Genomic DNA, 19,000 nt, shown 5'->3' on the forward strand with positions numbered 1-19,000 from the left:
TTGCTCAAGAATAGACAGAGGCGGGTATTTTATTTCTGCTTTAAAATATATTTTTGGCATGATTAGTGTTTAATTTTAGGAATGGAGATACAGATGACGGATAAATTAAACAATTTATGAATACGATAATTGAAACAAATAAAACTAAGTTGCTGGCTGCCATGCCGGCCGTAAAGAGTTACGAGGCTCGTCTTGCCTCGCTAAACGATTGGTGGGGGAAAATTGCGTTGATCGGTAAGATCAATAGCCATAATGTGGCGTCGACCATTCTTGACGACATGAATTTGACGAAAAGTAAATTCGGCGAGTTGCAGCAGAAGCTGACTTATAATTTGCTGGTCGAGAATTTGAAAAAATTGGTGCTTGATAATTCATCGAAGGCGCAAGTCGCGATCGATTTACTGATTCGTAATTTGTTCGAGCGCACTGCGGATGTGGGTTTTTTAGCCACAGACGACGATATTCGCTCTTTCCTTATTTCCGGAAACTCAGATCGGGAAGGAATTGATTTTATCGAAAATCGACTGCGCGAATATGTAAAGAAGTATAGCGTATATGACGAGATCATTATTTTCGATACCGAGGGGCGGGTTAAAGCGCATTTGGACAACGAGAACCCGATCAGTCATTCAACGGATCCTCTTATTGCCGAAACTCTAAAATCGAGTGCGGAATATACCGAAACGTTTCGATATTCGGAATTACAGCCGAATAAACGGCATTCGCTGATTTATTCCTGCAAAATAACCGAAAGTAACCAGCAAGGATCGAAAGCAGTAGGCGTTTTATGTTTATGTTTTCGGTTTGACGATGAAATGGCTGGCATTTTCGGCGATCTACTAGCGGCGGATGACGATGGCACGCTAATGATATTGGGTACCGACGGAAAAATAATCGCCAGTAGCGATGAGCAATTAATGCCGCTACAAGCGGCTTTTGCTAATGCTAATCCGGTAAATATCGCATCGTATAAGCTGCGCGAATATATTGTTAACACTCGACAAACCAAAGGGTATCAGGGTTTTTTCGGATTAGGTTGGACCGGGCGCATGATGACGCCGTTGGAAACGGCTTTTAAACGTAATGAAGCAGTCGATAGAGGAAGCGCTTACACCGATATTATCGATCAAGCCAGTACCTTCCCTCAAGAGTTGAAAGATATTCGCAAGGCCTCCTCCGATATCAATGCCGACCTCGGCTTGTTGGTGCTTAACGGCCAGATTGCATCGGCTCGGAAAAATGCGGCCGAATTTATGCCGGTTTTGGAGGCCATCAAAGAAATCGGTTCCGATATTGCGAATATATTCGCCGATTCGGTCAATAGCCTTCAGGAAGTCACTGTCATGTCTTCGCATTTGAACAATGCAGGGTTTTTGGCGTCGTTGGCGGTCGATATCATGGATCGTAATTTATACGAACGGGCTAACGATTGCCGGTGGTGGGCGTTGACATCGACTTTTAGGCACTGTTTGGCTCAACCGGAAATCTCGTCAAAGGATGAGCAGCGGATGACGGACATATTGCAATACATCAACGCTTTATACACGGTCTATACCAATCTTTATCTTTACGATAAAAACGGTCGTATCTTGGCGGTGTCGAACTCTTACGAGCGCTCGTTATTGGGCATGCAAGTCGACGAGCGAAGCGGAGCGCCGGCTGCGTTGAGGAATAGCGATTCACAGAGCTACAGCGTTTCGCCCTTTATCCGGACGCCATTTTACGGTAATCGCTATACCTATATCTATAATGCCTCGATCACGCATTTGGCAAGGCAGGATCAAGTGCTCGGCGGGATCGGCATCGTTTTTGACAGTGAGCCGCAGTTTTCGAGCATGCTCGATGAAGTTTTACCGCGCGACGAAGCGGGAAAGCTGCTCGAAGGATGTTTTGCGTTTTTTACCGACCGCAATAAGATGATCGTTGCTTCGGCTAATCACCCATCGCTCGGCGCCGGAGATTCGCTGGCGATCGACGACCGTTTTTTTGCCATGCGGACCGGACAAAGAGGTTCCGAAGTCATTCAATACAATGGCGTACAATATGTTTTAGGGATGGCTGTGTCGAAAGGCTACCGCGAATACAAAGCCGTCGACGGCTATAGCAACGATGTATTTGCATTCGTGTTCATTCCATTTTAGAAGTTTGTGTTTGCGTTATATCATCATCGTAGATCAAAATTCGGTGCCTGGGTGAATACATCCATGTAGGTCTCTCACCTAGCGTTAGGTGAGAGACCGGACACCCCGGCGCCTCCTCGGGCACTGCCGAAATTTGAAGTGCGAAAGGTATATTTCGCCGCTAAAAATAACGCGCTAACAGTCCGTGTTGCGGGCTTATTTCCGGTAGCGGTATTTTTACCTCGTAGCCGCCGCCTAGAGCTTCTTGCATCGGATGTCCGTGCAGGTCTTCCATATGTTCGACGATAATGTCGCGGTTGCCTTCGGGTAAAATCAATTCAATTTTATCGCCAACCGAAAACTTGTTTTTGACATCAATTTCGGCCATGCCGGTCGCAGAATCGAAGCGTCTGATTTCACCGCAAAATTGTTGCTGATGGCTTTTCGAATAACCGGTAATGTAGTTTTGCTGTTCATGCGTGTGGTGGCGTTGATAAAAGCCGTCCGTATAACCCCGGTTGGCTAGGTTTTCCAAGACGCCGAGCAATTGCGGATTAAACGGACGTTCGGCCAGTGCGTCGTCGATTGCTTGGCGATAGGTTTGCGCGGTCCGGGCTACATAATAATGAGATTTGGTTCGACCTTCTATCTTAAGGCTGTCGACGCCGATTTCGACCAAGCGTTGAATATGTTCGATCGCGCGCAGGTCTTTCGAATTCATGATGTAGGTGCCGTTTTCATCTTCCATGACCGGCAGCAGTTCGCCTTTACGCCCTTCCTCCTCTAAAAAATAAACCTTATCGGCCAAGGGGTGGCGCTCGGCGCCGCCGCAACTGGCATTACTGATTTCGGACATCGACAAGGCGCCGCCGTCCAAGACATAATCGCCTTCGGCATTTTCATGTGCGGGCAGTGTGTCGTATTTCCAGCGGCAGGAATTGGTGCAAGTACCCTGATTTGGGTCGCGGTGGTTAAAATATCCGGACAGCAAGCAGCGGCCCGAATAGGCAATGCATAGGGCGCCATGCACGAAGACTTCCAGTTCCATGTCCGGGCATTCCTGACGGATTTCGGCAATTTCATCGAGCGACAACTCCCGGGACAGAATAATGCGTTTTACCCCGATGGTTTGCCAAAATTTGACCGTGGCATAGTTGACGGTATTGGCTTGCACGGATAAATGCACCGGCATTTCCGGCCAATTTTCCCGAACCATCATGATCAAACCGGGATCGGCCATGATCAATGCGTCCGGTTTCATCGCGATGATCGGGGCGATGTCGGCTAGGAACGTCTTGATTTTGCTATTATGCGGAATGACATTGGTCGCCAGAAAAAACTTTTTTCCGAGCCGGTGCGCTTCGTCGATGCCTTTGGCTAAGTTGTCGGCAAGAAAGTCGTTATTGCGCACGCGCAGGCTGTATCGCGGTTGGCCGGCATAAACTGCGTCCGCGCCGTAAGCGAAAGCGTAACGCATGTTTTTAAGGGTTCCGGCAGGAGAAAGTAATTCAACGGATTTCATTATTAGGTTGGAGTCGTATAATCAGCGATTGGAAAGGATTCGGTACGGAGCGAATTTGAAAAACGGCGCCGTCGAGTCATGATTCATAATTGACGATATTTTATCACTTAAGTTCTATCCGTCCGCAAATCGTTGTATACCTATCGCACTTCAAACTTCGGCATTAGCGTATGGAGGCGTCGGGGTGTTCGGCAAAGGCTTTGGCAGCATGGATGCTGTCATAGAGCCTACATGGACGTATTCACGGCGTCCTTTGACGGGCACCCCGATGCCGAAATTTGACTAGCAAAGGGTATAATTTACTCGTTAAATCCCGGAAGCGGGGCTTTTTCGATTCCATTGAAGCGGCGAGGAATTTAATGATGGCTTGGTTTTTTGTATTTTTGGCGGCAGTTCTGATTATCGGTAGTGCTTTGATTTTGTTGCGAACCGCCAATATTCCAAGGTTGCCCAAACACGCGAAAGAGGCTTCCCACTTAAGGCGGGACAAAAGCACTAAGGATTAACTGTTCGCCCTGAGCCTTTCGGCTGAGCTCAGGAGAGCCTTGTCGAAGGGTGGATGGTTAATCCGCCCATGGTTCGACAGGCTCACCATGAACGGATTAACCTTAAGCTGTCCCGCGGTAAGTGAGTAGCCGCGACAGATCGTGCTGAGCGGCAAGATGAAGACGGCGGTTAGACATTGCGCCTAGGTGCGCAAATATTCAGCGCGGGGAGACTCTTAAGCTAAAGGTTACCGGCCCGTCATTAACCAACGAGACTTGCATGTCGGCACCGAATTGACCGAATTGAACCTGTGTATGTAGGTCAGCGGCTTTTTTTTGCAAATAATTAAAGAGCGCCAAGCCGTGTTCGGGGGAAGCGCCTCGGCTGAAACTGGGGCGATTGCCGCTGTCGGTGTCTGCCGCCAGCGTGAATTGCGGGACCAATAACAAGCCACCATTAATGTTACGCAGACTTAGATTCATCTTGTCTTCGGCGTCGGCGAAAATGCGGTAGTTAAGGATTCGCTCCAATAAGCGTTCAGCTTCTTTTTCGGTGTCGTTTTTTTCGACCGCGACGAGAGCCAGTATGCCTCGTTCGATCACGCCGATGTCTTGTTGCCGGACAGTCACCTTTGCGCGGGTTACGCGTTGAATAACGGATATCATAGGATGTTTCTGTACAATAGCGTTTTTGGGCACGGAATTATAGCGTTCCGGCTCGATAACGGCTAATCGTTAAATCTTATCAAATCCATGCTTTACGCCTTACTTAAATCGCTCGTTCTAATGCTGGCTATCTCGGCCGTCTACGCCGAGGAAATTTATCGCTGGCAAGATGAAAACGGCAAATTTTATTTTTCGGACAAACGACGAGAAGGCGCCGAGCGTCTTACGATAAAGCCAGGTTATTCTTATCACCGCATTCAGTATGTTTATGACGGCGATACGGTAAAGCTGGTAGACGGCAGAAAAATCCGCTTACTCGGCATCAACACGCCGGAGGTCGAAGGGCGCAATAAAAACGCGGAGGCCGGAGGCGAAGAAGCTAAACGTTGGTTAACTCACGCATTGAAAGGCAAGCGCGTGCGTTTAGTACACGATAGCGAACAAAAGGACAAATACGGACGGACGCTCGCACATTTATTTACCGAGGATGGTCTGCACCTCAATTTAGAGCTGGTTAGATTAGGCTTGGCTGCGCTCAGTATTTTTCCGCCGAATTTGCGTTATAGCGACGAACTGCTCCGCGCCCAAACTGAAGCCGAAAAAAACTCTCGCGGCATCTGGAGACGGCCTGAATACCGAATCAAGCCGGCACCGAGTCTTCGAGCGGGTAATCATAGAGGCTGGCAGCGAATTTCCGGGCGCGTCAAAAAAATCAGAACGACGCGTAAATATGTGTATTTGACGCTTGGCGAGCGCGTCGATTTTCGGATCGAACGGGCCAATCTAGCTTTGTTTCCAAACCCGAGCAGCTATGTCGGCAAAGAAGTTGAAATTCGCGGTTGGCTCAATCGATCCAAGAAACATTTTTCGATGCTGATCCGTCATCCTAGTTCGGTCAAGATGCTCTGAGGAGCAGTACCCCTTAGCTAGGGAATTCAGGATATGGACTTTCGAATTGCCGACACCTTCACCGACAGCCTTGCCAAACTGACCGGTGACGAACAAAAAGCCATTAAAACCACCGTGTTCGATCTACTACTGAATCCGGCAAATCCCGTATACCAAATCAACAAAGGTAAAGATTATGCGCAAACAAACCATCCAATATTCGTCACCGCTCGATGCTTTGATCGAAATTGCCAAACGGCTCAGTATTCTTGAAAGCCAACATCACATGGAATCGGAAGAGTTTTTTTATCGATACAGCCGGGGAGAAATGCCCGACGATGCGGAATTTGTCGAATGGGCCAACGACTATCGGCACTACCTGTATTTGCATCAGGAGCTGGATGTGAAGCTGAAACATGTTGCATGATGCGCTGAAGACTTATCTGGATGTCGTTGAACAGGCGATTCTGTGTTGCGACGGTGTTTATGTCGAACGCTACACGGAGGAAATTTTGACGCCGGAACGCGTCAATTTGCGGATTCGTATGCGATTTGCCAATGGATATTTATTGGAAATTCATGAGGCGGTCATTATTGTCGGTCAACGCCTTACCCATCTGGATTATCGCTATCATTGCCAGGATGCGGAAAACCGTTTGCTGTTTCGTTATGACTGCACGCCGCACTTCCCCGATTTATCCAGTTTTCCGCATCACAAACACTTGCCGGATAGTGTGATCGTTTCCGAGAGAACTGAAATTCCATCTATTTTGCAAGAAATCGTACAGTTACAAGAATAACGAAGCGCGTATGGATTTTCTTAAGGCGCTCAATCGCTGTAAATAATCGATTTGTCCGCTAATTCGCGCAAGGTTTTCAAGCCTTGATCGATAAACAGCCGCGTATCGCTTGCCTGGAATTCGCCGGCGAGTTGCTTTAAGCATGATTCGGCGGTGATTCCCGAGCTATTTTGTACGATCTCCAAAAGCCGATAGGTCGATGGCGTTATTTGCATGAACTTCACGTTATCGTCCGGGGTCCGATAAACGATCAAAAAACTGGGTTGCTCGGGCGCTTCATAAGGAATGAAGTCCGTTGAGATTTGATGAACCGGAAAACGATAGGCTAAAAGCCAAGCCAGTGGCGATAGATATAACGGCGCGGGCCTTAAATCTATCGCCGGCGCAATGATTGCGGGCGCTTCTTCCTTTGCGATTGCCAGCGCCATTTCCACCCATTCGTAATGTGCGAGTTCGAGCAGGAAAGAAAAATCGTCCGGGCACTTGCGTTCGTTTTGCAAATAATCCAAAAATTCTTCGGGGATTTCAGAAAAATAGGGCGTGCTGCTGCGGTGTTCCGAATAAAAATCCCGCGCGAGCCCAAGCCAGCTTTCCTGCGAGAGCAGCGATTTCATTACCGGAAAGTTGCTCGATAAAAAGCTTTCGACATTATTAAAAAACAACTCACGGTACATCGACATACGTTCCGGCGCCACATCGTCCGGAGCCGGGTTTCGGTCGGGATTTCGAATGAAAGCGGCAAATTCTTGCTGTTTGGCTTTGAAGTCGATTTTGGCTTTATGCTGTCCTACGCTCATGTTGAATTTTCCAGGCGTGTTGAATGGCGGCGATCGTTTCGGTTTCCTTGATTAACTCCGGCAGTGGCGGAATATTGAAATCTCGCTCCAGCAAGGTCGGGAATATGCCGTAGAGTTCGTAAGCTTTGCCAAGCAGTTTCCAAACCGGGTCGATGACCGGGGCGCCGTGCGTGTCGACCAAAAAGTCGTCGGCTTCGACATAATGGCCGGCAATATGTGCATAGGCGATTCGCTGCGCAGGTATCGCCTTTAAAAACGTTTCGGCATCGTAGCCGTGATTGACGCTGTTGACATAGATATTGTTGATATCGAGCAAGATGTCGCAATCGGCTTCGTTGACCACGGCAGTGAAAAAATCGATTTCATCCATTTCCCGGCCCGGCGCAGCATAATAGGAAACATTTTCGATCGCGATTTTTTGTTCGAGAATGTCTTGAACGCGGCGAATGCGCGCTGCGGTATGAGTAATCGCTTCTTCGGTAAAAGGAATCGGCATTAGATCGTACAGGTGGCCGTCTTTGCTGCAATAGCTAAGGTGTTCGCTATACAGTTTGATGCCGTGTTCGGTCATGAAGGATTTGACAGCCTTGATAAAGGTTTCATCCAACGGGTCGGTGCTGCCGATCGATAAGGAAAGTCCGTGACAAACGAAGTCGAAACGCTCGGTCATATTGCGTAGTTGCCGCCCGAATTTGCCGCCGATCGTTATCCAGTTTTCGGGAGCGATTTCGTAAAAATCGACTGATGCGGGAGGCGTGTCGACGATGCTATTCAGAAAAGTTCGGCGTAAACCGAGGCCTACGCCACTGACTAGATGTTGAGTCGTGTTCATCGGAACACCTGTTGTTTTTTGCTGGATAGAGGGTGATTGGATCACCCTCTATTAGGACGCAATTGCTTTGTTTGAAGTAAAGCAAAATTTTAATGAAAGCCGTTTTGCTTCATTTTATTTGGTTTTATCGGCATCGCCTTCCGGTTTTGTCATGCCGCCGCATTTGCCTTCTCCGCAAGTCATTTCCTTGCTTGACTTGTCGGCAGCCGGTTTTTCGTCTTTTTTGCCGGCGCATTTGCCTTCTTCCATTTTCGGCGTACTGGTCATGCCGCCGCATTTGCCTTCGCCGCAGGTCATTTCAGCCTCGGCGACCTGCATGTAACCGGAAGAGAGTTCGGTCATGCCGAATGGATTAGCCTCGGCGTGTGCAGTAGATAAAGCGAGAGTAGAAACCATAGCGGTGCCCATTGCTGCAGCGAATGGTGATTTGTTCATTTTTTTCATAATAAATCCCAGTGTGTTTTGGTTGTGGAAAAATCAGATTGATTAATACCTTGTAAGGCTAGCAAAAAAATCTGAATCGTTTATGAATTGCGTTATACCTTTCGCACTTCAAATTTCGGCAGCGCCAGAGGAGGGGGCCTGGGTGTTCGGCAAAGGCTTTGCCAGCATGGAGCTGTGGCATAGAGCCTACATGGACGTATTTACCCAGCACCTAAATTCCATAGCCCATTGGCCATGGTTAATTATCTTGGATAATTTAGATGCTGGGTTCACGGCGTCCTTTGGCGGACACCCAGGCGCCGAATTTTGATCTACGACGGGTATAAGTACAGTATTGCAACATTGCTGCGACAGCGCAGCAACTAGATCAGTTCCTCTTTTTACAATGTTTTGGTGAGGGATGCAAACAACGTAAAAGTTTATTCTAAGAGTGCGATGGATGCTTAGCTATTTTTGATAAGGATACAACGGCTTTTTGCAGGGTCAATAGTTAGCAGTTAGCAGTTAGCAGTTAGCAGTTAGCAGTTAGCAGTTAGCAGTGTGTCACTTTTGTGACTTAATTGAACCCAATAATTTTATTAAACACTCTTCTCCTTGAATTCGCAGAGGTCGGCGATGATGCAATCCTGGCATTTCGGTTTTCTTGCCGTGCAAGTATATCGGCCGTGAAGGATCAGCAGATGATGTGCATCTTTTTTGTGGGCTTTCGGGACGTATTTGTCCAGTTTTCGTTCGACTTCGAGCACGTTTTTTCCAGGGGCGATACGTGTTCTGTTCGCGACTCGGAAGATATGGGTGTCGACTGCAATCGTCGGGTAGCCGAACGCGGTATTCAAAATGACGTTTGCCGTTTTACGGCCGACGCCGGGTAACGCTTCGAGCTCGTCGCGGGTTTGCGGAACCTGGCCATTGTGTTTTTCGAGAACTTGCCGGCACAGTTGAATGATGTTCGCAGCCTTGCTGTTGAACAGCCCGATAGTCTTGATATGTTCTTTTAATCCGGCTTCGCCAAGGTTTAAAATCGATTCGGGCGTATTGGCGATGGGGAATAACTGCGCCGTGGCTTTATTGACACCCTTGTCGGTGGCTTGGGCCGACAATACGACAGCGATAAGCAGTTCGAAGGGCGACGAGTAAGTTAGTTCGGTAGTCGGTTCCGGTATCGCTGCTGCCAGTCTGTCGAAAATTGCCTGACGTTTGGTTTGGTTCACTGTTCCTGGGCGGCTTGAATCGGGATCTGAATATGGGCCGGTTTACGCTGTTCGACCTTGGTATCGATAATATTTTTTAATGCGATCAGCAAGCCGAGGCCGATAAACGCGCCTGGCGGTAAAATTGCCAGCAACATACCGGAATAATCGGTTATCACATCGATTTGCCAGGTTTTAGCCGCTTCGCCGAACATCAATTCGGCCTTCGCGAATAAAGTTCCAGAGCCGATGATTTCACGCAAACTGCCAAGCGTTACTAGAGCAAAGGTAAAGCCAAGGCCCATCGATAGGCCGTCTAAAAAAGCCTTGTCGGCACGTTGCTTTGAAGCATACGCTTCGGCCCGGCCGATGATAGAGCAGTTGGTGACGATCAACGGAATGAAAATGCCGAGGATTTTATAAAGTCCGAAGAACCACGCGTTCATCGCGAGTTCGATCATCGTGACCACGCTGGCGATGACTAGTACGAAAACCGGTAAACGAATTTCGTCGGGAACGAAGTTACGGATCAGTGAGACGACCGTATTCGAAACGACTAAGGTCATCGTCGTGGCAAGGCCAAGTCCGAGGCCGTTAATGATCGTGTTGCTTACGGCAAGTAGTGGGCACAGTCCAAGTAATGCGACGAAGGCTTGGTTATTGAGCCATAAGCCGTCTTTGACAATTTTACTGTATTCGGAGAACATTAATTTCCTCCTTCGGGAGTCGATTCTGTCGTTGAAAAAATCCGGGCCTGGTTATGCTTGAAATAAAGCAGTGCTTTTTTAACTGCTCCTACCACCGCACGCGGCGTGATCGTTGCGCCTGTCAATTGGTCGAAGTGGCCGCCATCGCGCTTAACGTCCCATTGCGATTGGTGAGGCTCGTCGAGCGATTTTTCGTCGAACGCTAAGATCCAGTCGCTACGCTCGATTTCAATGCGGTCGCCAAGGCCTGGTGTTTCGCGATGCGACAGGGTACGGACGCCGCTAATCGTGCCATCGGTTTTTACGGCTACCAACAGGCTGATATTGCCGCTATAACCGTTAGGTGTTATTACCGTCATGACCGCTGCGACCGGCTCGTCTTTTTTTCGGGCGCGATAAATGATTGTCGGTTTTGTGGTGTCCGGGGTGAGGTCGGTCACTTCGAGCGTATCATTGACGATGTCGTTGTCGTAAAGCGACTCGGGAATCACGGCTTTCAAGTTAGCCAGTAAGGCTTGCCGTTCATTTTCCTGTATTTTGGCTTCGGTTTTATGAAAAGTGAGTGAGGTTAAGCCCAGGCCCAGTAACGAAAATCCGCCCAATATCGCGGCTGCCGATAAAGTTTTTTTAATAATAGCGTTCATGCTTTTTGACCGAAGACGCGAGGCCGCGTGAAATAATCGATTGCCGGTGCCGTTAAGTTACCCAATAAAACCGCGAAAGCCATTGCATCCGGGTAGCCGCCCCAAACACGAATAATATAAACCAACGAGCCGATTAGTAGTCCGTAAATAATTCTGCCATTAACCGATGTGGCTGCGGTCACCGGATCAGTTGCGATAAAAAATGCGCCCAGCATCGTCGCGCCGGCGACTAAATGAAAACTTGGCGCGGCAAACTGATTGTTGTCGATCGCATAACAGATACTCGCGAATAGGCCGAGTCCAAGCAGCAATCCGACCGGAATTTGCCAGCCGATGATTTTACGCCACATGAGCCAGAGCCCGCCAAGCAAATAGCCTCCGGCCACCCATTCCCAGCCTTTTCCTGCGATAAAACCGAAAACGGAATCGGTTTTTATTTCCGGTACCGATCTGCCTAGCCCTAATTGAGTCCTGACGCTATCCAGCGGTGTAGCCATCGTGACTGCATCGAAATTGACGTTATCAGGTAGTTGTTCGAGAAAAATCAATTTAAGCCAGTCGACTTCGTTCAATGCGACCGAGCCGAGTTCGATAGGCGCGAGCCAAGCGGTCATCTGCATTGGAAACGAGACCAATAGTAAGACATAGCCTGCCATCGCCGGATTGAACGGGTTGTAACCTAGTCCTCCATATAAATGTTTGGCGATTACGATCGCGAACAAGATACCTACGACGGTAATCCACCATGGTGCAATAACCGGCAGCGAAATTGCCAGTAGCACGGCGGTTACGACGGCGCTCAAGTCTTTGAGCGTCGAGCCGATCGGTCGGCCGCGTAAGCCCAGAATCGACGCTTCGGCAAGCAGCGCAACGACAACTGCTAGGGCAATGTTGATTAAAACGCCGATGCCGAAAAACCAAGCCATCGCGGCAATTCCGGGAATCAAGGCTAACAAAACTTGCAGCATGACCCGGTCAACACTGTTGATAGGTTGAAGGTGCGGCGACATGACGGTTGAGAATTTCATTTATTCCGCTCCTTCGGTGGCGGTTTCGGCGGCTTTTAATTTGGCCAGGGCTTCTTTTTTGCGGCGAGAACGTTCGGCTCTTTCGGCCTGTTCACGAGCCTTGCGTTCAAGAAGGAAGTCGTGCCGGCGTTTTGCGATTGCCGCTTTTTCAGCCTCTTTGGCCTTGGCGATGGTCTTACTTTTCGCGGCTCGGTAATATTGCACCAAGGGTATCTGGCTCGGACAAACAACCTCGCAACAGCCGCATTCGATACAATCGAATAGGCTAAATTCTTTGCATTTCTCCAAATTGTCGGCACGGCTATGCCAGTAAAGCTGTTGCGGCAGCAAGTCTACCGGGCAGGCTTTCGCGCAATCGCCGCAGCGAATACAAGGTCGGGTTTCTTTACTTGTGGCGACTTCGGATCCGGCAGCGGCCAGAATACAGTTGGTGGCCTTGACGATTGGTATGTCATCCTCGGGTAACGCGAAACCCATCATGGGTCCGCCCATGATCAAACGCTCCACAGAGTCTTGATAGCCGCCGCATTGTTTAATCAAATCGCTGATCGGCGTGCCGATGCGCGCACGCATGTTTTGTTGTTGTTTTACGCCTTGGCCGGTGACGGTCACGACACGCTCGGTTAAAGGTAGGCCGTGGCAAATGGCGTTATACACGGCCGCGGCCGTGCCGACGTTTTGACAAATCACGCCCACATCGGCCGGAATGCCGCCTGACGGCGTTTCTTTGCCGGTGACGACGCGGATTAATTGTTTTTCGCCGCCGGTCGGGTACAGGGCAGGGATTTTCACTGCGGTCAGCCGAAGGTCCCTCGATTGTTCAATGGCGGCCGATAATGCCTCGAATGCTTCGGTCATGTGATCTTCGACGGCGATAATACCATCGCCGACTTGTAGCGCATGCATCAAAATCAGCGCGCCTTGAACGATAGCATCCGGTTCGGTCTGCATCAGGACATTGTCGCAGGTGATATAGGGTTCGCATTCGGCGCCGTTCAATATGAGCGTGTCGATATGGCGTTGCGGTCCCGGGTTTAGTTTGATCGAGGTAGGGAAGGCCGCGCCACCGAGACCGACAATGCCGGCTTGGCGGATTTTAGCGCGCAACGTAGCAGCGGGCTCTAAGCGGTAATCTTCAACGGGCTCCGGCGGCAGTGCTTCATCGCGTCCGTCGGTGTCGATGATGATGCATGGGTCCGATAAGCCGGAGGGGTGAGGTATGATGCGATCCTCAATTGCTTTAACGGTACCCGAGCTTGCTGCATGAAGCGGGGTTGCCAGGAAATGATCGGAATCGGCGATGATTTGGCCGCGTAGCACAATATCGCCAGGAGTGACGGTCACTTTGAGTTGTACGCCGGGCCTTTGTTGCAAAGGATAGATTAGTTGTTTCGGCAACTCAGCATTAACGATCGGTCGGTGTGCCGACAGGTGTTTATGAGCGGGCAGGCGCAAGCCGCCATGAAAGCGCCAGGTTTTAAGCATATTTCTTTACCGGTTCCGGCCATTGCCAGTTGTTAAGGTCTTCGGGTATCGGTTCCATCACGATGCAATCGACCGGGCAGGGGTCGACGCAAAGCTCGCAGCCGGTGCATTCGTCGGCTATCACGGTATGCATCATCTTCGCGGAACCAAGTATCGCATCGACCGGGCAAGCTTGAATACATTTGGTGCAGCCGATGCACAAGTCTTCAATGATGACCGCGACGCTCTTGGGTTTTTCTTCGCCGAATTCGGCGTTGAGCGGTTTCGCTTCGACGCCCAGTAAGTCGGCCAATGCTTCGACGCCGTCTTGTCCGCCCGGCGGGCATTGGTTGATATCGGCATCGCCGGCAGCGATCGCTTCGGCATAAGGACGGCAGCCGGGAAAACTGCATTGCCCGCATTGCGTTTGCGGAAGGATAGCTTCGATTTTATCGACAATCGGATCGCCTTCGACCTTAAAATAGATGGCCGAAAATCCGAGTATTACGCCAAATACGGCAAATGTGATGCAAATGATTAGTATCATCGGATTTATCTGGTCGAATTAGAATAATTGGTATTTGAGTAACAATTCTCGCTCATCGTTCCATCGCTTTGCATTGATGTCATGAGGTTTGTTGCATTTTTCATTCGCCCTGAGTGTGTCGAGGGTAAATGTAAAATTAGAACGGATTCGCGAGAGCGATTACTTGAAATTGATTGGCTGAAACTTTAGCCTTTAACTAAGCCGCTGAATCCCATGAAGGCCATGGACATTAACCCGGCCGTTACTAGCGCTATCGAGTTGCCTTTGAACGGCAAGGGGACGTCGGCAACGTCGATTCTTTCGCGCAGCGTCGAGAAAAGGGTCAGTACCAGCGAAAAACCGACCGCGGCACCGAAACCGTATAAAGCCGATTCCAAAAAGCCGTGTTGGGTTTGTACGTTCAGCAGGGCGACGCCTAGAACCGCGCAATTAGTGGTAATCAGCGGCAAAAATATGCCCAGCACCTGGTAAAGGAGCGGGCTGGTTTTGTGAACGACCATTTCGGTAAATTGCACGACAAAGGCAATCACGACGATGAAGGTGATCGTGCGTAAATATTCCAGTTCTAATGGGATTAATAGATAACGATTCGCCAAATAACTGCAAACGGCGGATAAGGTCAGTACAAAAGTCGTCGCGAAACCCATCCCTAAGGCCGTTTCCAGTTTTCGGGAAACGCCCATAAAAGGGCATAATCCTAAAAACCTTACCAGTACAAAATTATTGACCAGTATCGTACTTATCAGAATGATTAGATATTCTTTCATCGGCTGAACTAAATCCGGATATACCGGAAAAGGTTATTGGGGATGTTGCTTTTACAAGACAACGCATGTCAAGCGATAATAACCAACTATAACACTAAAGAATTATTCTGCAAACCAACGCCTGTCGATATATAACGAACAAGACCATGCATTATAGCGATATTCGCCAAAAAACAAAAACTAAGCGGATTTGTTGCGGTTGATTTAATAAGCTAGGGTCGTTGCTATTGCTTTGTTGTTCGGCTGCGACAATGTATATCCCGCGTAGATCAAAATTCGGCGCCTGGGTGTCCGCTAAAGGACGCCGTGAACCCAGCACCTAAATTATCCAAGACAATTAACCATGGCCAATGGGTTATGGAATTTAGGTGCTGGGTAAATACGTCCATGTAGGCTCTATGCTGGCAAAGCCTTTATCGGACACCCTGGCGCCTCCTCTGGTACTGCCGAAATTTCAAGTGCGAAAGGTATAGAAGTAGGCTATTCAAAAAAACTGACTTTACCGTTTTCAATATTATACATGGCGCCGATTATCCCGATTTCGCCGCTATTCGTCATGGCATTCAGAAGAGGGCTTTGTTGTTTGATTTGCTCGACCATGATTTCGACGTTGCGTTCGGCAACTTGTTCAACGAGAGAGCCGTCAGGTTTGCTGATTCGAGCTAGCCGGCCGTTTTTAACCGAATCGACCGCAGGGCGAATCTTATCGAGCAAGCCGGTTAGGTGGTCGAGTTTGGCGTCCGCGCAGGCGCCCTTGATTGCACCGCAGTGACTATGACCAAGTACGACAATCAGTTTGGATCCTGCCAATTTACAGGCAAATTCCATACTGCCTAGAATGTCGTCATTAACAATATTGCCGGCAACGCGAACGCTGAATATGTCGCCTAAACCTTGGTCGAAAATTAATTCGGCTGAGGTGCGAGAATCGATGCAGCTAAGAATGATCGCAAACGGAAATTGGCCTTCGACGGTTTCATTGACTTGTTCCAACAGGTTACGGTTGGCTTTAAGATTGTAGACAAAGCGTTGGTTGCCTGCTTTTAAGATTTCTAAAACGTTTTCAGGCGTTAGCGACTGTTGCGATTCTTTGTCGAGCGGATGTATTCTTTGTAACGGCTCGAGAACGCCATAACCCCTAAGGTTTTCGATAACTAAATGAATATTCTTACGTTCGGCTTCGATTTTAAAGTTCTGAATGATTTCATAGACGTCGAAGTCGATGTATTTGGAACCGGTTGCATCGATAACGACCTCCGAATTTTCGGGAAGTTGGTCAAGTAATTGCAGGATATTGGCTTTATTAAGAAAAGAAACATGTTCCGATAAAGTAATGAAGTTTTTATTGGCTTTTTGTTCCTGATGCAGATAAAAACCGACTTTCAAATTTTCCAGCAAAATAAAAAACAGCGCGATGCTCATGCCGATCGCAATGCCGGTTAGCATGTCGGTAAAAATAAGTCCAAACACAGTCGCGGCAAAGGGGATGAAGTGATATATCCCCGTTCGGTACATCGTTATGAAGCGACGCAAGTCTGCCATCTGGTAACCGATGACTAACAAAACCGCCGCAAGACTAGCCAGCGGAATAGTATTCAAAAGGCCGGGAATCGATATTACCGCTGTTAGTAATAATGCGCCATGAATGAAAGCCGAGGCCTTGGTTCTACCGCCCGATAAGATATTGGCAGAGCTGCGCACGATGACTTGGGCGATCGGAATGCCGCCTAACAAACCGGAGCAAATGTTGCCGATGCCTTGTGCTTTTAGTTCCCTATTATTTGGTGTCACTCTTTTATACGGGTCTAGCTTATCGACGGCCTTGACGCACAATAGGGTTTCGAGACTGGCAACCATGGCTAGGGTGAATCCGGTCGTGTAAACCGACGGGTTGGTGATTTGCGAAAAATCCGGCAGCGTTAGGTAAGCAATCAGTTCGACGGCTCGATCGACCTCGGGTAATGAAACCAAATGATTGCCGCTCAAAGCCAACTCGGGAAACCATCGGAGGAATAGTTGATTAAATGCTACGCCGGTTAATATGGCCGCCAATGCGCCGTGAATCCATTGCGTAAAACGGTATCGTTTAATGAATGGCGACTCCCAAAGCAGTAGAATAGCCAGCGAGGCCAACGAAATAATGACCGCGCCGGGAGAAATAAAATCGAGCATATGGATCAATTCGGATGTCGTTGTGAATTGGTCGCTTTGTGTAAAGAAGATATCGCCTTCGTAATCTACGTCGTAGCCGAATGCATGCGGTATCTGTTTCAGAAAAATGATAATGCCGATTCCTGTCAACATGCCGGATATGACCGCGGATGGAAAATAATAGCCGACGATGCCGGCGCCGACTCGTCCCATGATCACCTGAATAAAACCTGCTATAACGACGCTTAGCAGAAAGGCTTCAAAACCAAGGCTTTGTATCGCGGCATGGGCGATAATCGCAATACCGGCAGCGGGCCCGCTTATACCCAGAGATGATCCGCTTAAACCGGAAACGACCAGTCCGCCGATGATTCCGGCAATCAATCCTGAAAACAGCGGTGCGCCGGATGCCAGTGCGATACCTAGCGATAACGGCACGGCGACCAAAAAAACCACGACGCCGGCGGGAAAATCGTACCTAAGACTGGCATTAAAGCCGAAACGGTGCTTGCGTTCGCTCATCAAAGGTTGATCTTCTAACATGATTTTATCCGGTTAACGCTGGGTTTCTTAAATTAAGCCGCTGAATTATTATACTCCGCCTAGAAGAATATAACGCACACAACGGGTTTACTACAGCAATTCCCGCTTGACGAGGATGCCGGCAGCATACCTAATATTTTTTCTTGAGCAATCTTTTGAATATTTCGGTGCGTCGATAAACCCGTGCCGAAATTTGACCGGTAAAGGATGTGTCTTGGTATTACAAAATTTATTTGACAACGTAAATATGATTTGCGAATGAGTAACTAAAATGAGCATTTTATGACAAAAAAAGCATTAATTACCGGCATCACCGGGCAGGACGGATCTTATTTAGCCGAGTTTTTACTCGAGAAAGGCTATGAAGTTCACGGTATCAAACGCCGTGCTTCATCGTTTAATACGCAACGGGTCGATCATATTTACCAAGACCCGCATGTCGAAAATCAAAAGTTCGTATTGCATTATGGCGATTTGACCGATTCTTCCAATTTGACCCGCATTTTGCAAGAAGTACAGCCGGATGAAGTGTATAACCTGGGCGCGCAGTCTCATGTCGCGGTGAGTTTCGAATCGCCGGAGTACACGGCCGATGTCGATGCGATGGGAACGCTGCGTTTATTGGAAGCGATTCGTTTGTTGGGCTTGGAGCAAAAAACCCGCTTTTATCAGGCATCCACTTCGGAATTATACGGCTTGGTTCAAGAAACTCCGCAGAAGGAGACTACGCCGTTTTATCCCCGTTCGCCTTATGCGGCGGCCAAACTTTATGCCTATTGGATTACCGTGAATTACCGAGAAGCCTACGGCATGTATGCCTGCAACGGTATTTTGTTCAATCACGAATCGCCGCGCAGGGGCGAAACCTTCGTAACCCGGAAGATTACCCGAGGCTTGGCCAATATTGCGCAAGGTGTTGAAAATTGCCTTTTCATGGGCAACATGAATGCGCTTCGTGATTGGGGGCACGCCAAGGACTACGTACGCATGCAATGGATGATGCTGCAGCAGGACGAACCCGACGACTTCGTCATCGCCACCGGCGTTCAATTCAGCGTTCGCGAGTTTATTGAGTGGTCTGCGGGCGAACTAGGAATAGCTCTCCGTTTTGAAGGCAGCGGCGTTGAAGAGATCGGCGTGGTCGAAGCGATTGAAGGCGATTCGGCGCCGGCGTTGTCGGCGGGCGATGTCATTGTTCGCGTCGACCCGCGTTATTTCCGTCCGGCAGAGGTCGAAACGCTATTGGGCGATCCTACTAAGGCCAAAGAGAAGCTCGGCTGGGTGCCCGAAATTACGGTGCGCGAGATGTGCGCCGAAATGGTGCGCGAAGACCTTAAAGCCGCCAAACGCCATGCCTTGTTGAAGTCGCACGGGCTTGATTTACCGGTTTCGGTGGAGAGTTAAT

The 19,000-nt window shown here is 48.9% G+C and carries 18 protein-coding genes; 5 read left to right on the top strand and 13 right to left on the bottom strand.

Going from position 1 to position 19,000, the window contains the following annotated elements; translation table 11 throughout:
- Positions 1-116: 116 nt before the first annotated feature.
- Positions 117-2,141 (top strand): cache domain-containing protein, encoded by a 2,025-nt coding sequence (locus MEALZ_RS02010; protein ID WP_014146915.1) that lies wholly within the window; start codon positions 117-119, stop codon positions 2,139-2,141.
- A gap of 160 nt (positions 2,142-2,301) precedes the next feature.
- Here MEALZ_RS02010 and trhP read toward each other — a convergent pair whose 3' ends face one another.
- Positions 2,302-3,642 carry a prephenate-dependent tRNA uridine(34) hydroxylase TrhP gene (trhP, locus tag MEALZ_RS02015; protein WP_014146916.1) on the bottom strand — a complete coding sequence of 447 codons (1,341 nt, stop codon included), beginning with the start codon at positions 3,640-3,642 and terminating at the stop codon, positions 2,302-2,304.
- A gap of 704 nt (positions 3,643-4,346) precedes the next feature.
- Entirely contained in the window at positions 4,347-4,793 is a 447-nt protein-coding gene (dtd, locus tag MEALZ_RS02020) for a D-aminoacyl-tRNA deacylase (RefSeq protein ID WP_014146919.1), read from the bottom strand.
- A gap of 87 nt (positions 4,794-4,880) precedes the next feature.
- Between dtd and MEALZ_RS02025 the strand changes: the two genes are divergently transcribed.
- From MEALZ_RS02025 to tumE, 3 genes are all read left to right on the top strand, one after another.
- Entirely contained in the window at positions 4,881-5,702 is an 822-nt protein-coding gene (locus MEALZ_RS02025; RefSeq protein ID WP_046060940.1) for a thermonuclease family protein, read from the top strand.
- Between the two features lie 175 nt (positions 5,703-5,877).
- Positions 5,878-6,108, top strand: coding sequence for an antitoxin TumA (gene tumA / locus MEALZ_RS02030; protein ID WP_014146921.1), 231 nt, complete (start codon positions 5,878-5,880; stop codon positions 6,106-6,108).
- Positions 6,098-6,481, top strand: coding sequence for a toxin TumE (tumE, locus tag MEALZ_RS02035; RefSeq protein WP_014146922.1), 384 nt, complete (start codon positions 6,098-6,100; stop codon positions 6,479-6,481). Before tumA ends, tumE begins: the two co-directional genes overlap by 11 nt.
- Positions 6,482-6,510: 29 nt before the next feature.
- Here the strand turns inward: tumE and MEALZ_RS02040 are convergent, their stop codons facing one another.
- The 11 genes from MEALZ_RS02040 to MEALZ_RS02095 form a co-directional block, all read right to left on the bottom strand.
- A complete protein-coding gene (locus MEALZ_RS02040; RefSeq protein WP_014146923.1) occupies positions 6,511-7,278 on the bottom strand; it encodes an HvfC family RiPP maturation protein in 768 nt (255 codons plus the stop codon).
- Positions 7,259-8,110, bottom strand: coding sequence for an HvfB family MNIO-type RiPP peptide maturase (locus tag MEALZ_RS02045; RefSeq protein WP_014146924.1), 852 nt, complete (start codon positions 8,108-8,110; stop codon positions 7,259-7,261). The genes MEALZ_RS02040 and MEALZ_RS02045 overlap by 20 nt, the downstream gene beginning before the upstream one ends.
- A gap of 114 nt (positions 8,111-8,224) precedes the next feature.
- Complete coding sequence (locus MEALZ_RS02050; protein ID WP_014146925.1) at positions 8,225-8,554, bottom strand: hypothetical protein; 330 nt, start codon at positions 8,552-8,554, stop codon at positions 8,225-8,227.
- Between the two features lie 578 nt (positions 8,555-9,132).
- On the bottom strand, positions 9,133-9,765 hold the full coding sequence (gene nth, locus MEALZ_RS02060) for an endonuclease III (RefSeq protein ID WP_014146927.1): 633 nt from the start codon (positions 9,763-9,765) through the stop codon (positions 9,133-9,135).
- Positions 9,762-10,451: an electron transport complex subunit E gene (locus tag MEALZ_RS02065; protein ID WP_014146928.1), complete on the bottom strand. Its 690-nt coding sequence runs from the start codon at positions 10,449-10,451 to the stop codon at positions 9,762-9,764. Before MEALZ_RS02065 ends, nth begins: the two co-directional genes overlap by 4 nt.
- Positions 10,451-11,095, bottom strand: a complete 645-nt coding sequence (gene rsxG, locus MEALZ_RS02070; protein ID WP_014146929.1) for an electron transport complex subunit RsxG — start codon at positions 11,093-11,095, stop codon at positions 10,451-10,453. Before rsxG ends, MEALZ_RS02065 begins: the two co-directional genes overlap by 1 nt.
- Positions 11,092-12,123 carry an electron transport complex subunit RsxD gene (gene rsxD, locus MEALZ_RS02075; RefSeq protein WP_014146930.1) on the bottom strand — a complete coding sequence of 344 codons (1,032 nt, stop codon included), beginning with the start codon at positions 12,121-12,123 and terminating at the stop codon, positions 11,092-11,094. The genes rsxG and rsxD overlap by 4 nt, the downstream gene beginning before the upstream one ends.
- Positions 12,124-13,608: an electron transport complex subunit RsxC gene (gene rsxC / locus MEALZ_RS02080; RefSeq protein ID WP_014146931.1), complete on the bottom strand. Its 1,485-nt coding sequence runs from the start codon at positions 13,606-13,608 to the stop codon at positions 12,124-12,126.
- Positions 13,601-14,134: an electron transport complex subunit RsxB gene (rsxB, locus tag MEALZ_RS02085; protein ID WP_014146932.1), complete on the bottom strand. Its 534-nt coding sequence runs from the start codon at positions 14,132-14,134 to the stop codon at positions 13,601-13,603. The genes rsxC and rsxB overlap by 8 nt, the downstream gene beginning before the upstream one ends.
- A gap of 185 nt (positions 14,135-14,319) precedes the next feature.
- Positions 14,320-14,901, bottom strand: coding sequence for an electron transport complex subunit RsxA (gene rsxA, locus MEALZ_RS02090; protein ID WP_014146933.1), 582 nt, complete (start codon positions 14,899-14,901; stop codon positions 14,320-14,322).
- Positions 14,902-15,381: 480 nt separating this feature from the next.
- Positions 15,382-17,595: a bifunctional SulP family inorganic anion transporter/carbonic anhydrase gene (locus MEALZ_RS02095; protein ID WP_014146935.1), complete on the bottom strand. Its 2,214-nt coding sequence runs from the start codon at positions 17,593-17,595 to the stop codon at positions 15,382-15,384.
- A gap of 282 nt (positions 17,596-17,877) precedes the next feature.
- Here MEALZ_RS02095 and gmd point away from each other — a divergent pair, with 282 nt between their 5' ends.
- Complete coding sequence (gene gmd, locus MEALZ_RS02105) at positions 17,878-18,999, top strand: GDP-mannose 4,6-dehydratase (protein WP_014146936.1); 1,122 nt, start codon at positions 17,878-17,880, stop codon at positions 18,997-18,999.
- Position 19,000: the final 1 nt, after the last annotated feature.

The sequence above is a fragment of the Methylotuvimicrobium alcaliphilum 20Z genome (assembly GCF_000968535.2).
Classification (GTDB): Bacteria; Pseudomonadota; Gammaproteobacteria; order Methylococcales; family Methylomonadaceae; genus Methylotuvimicrobium; species Methylotuvimicrobium alcaliphilum.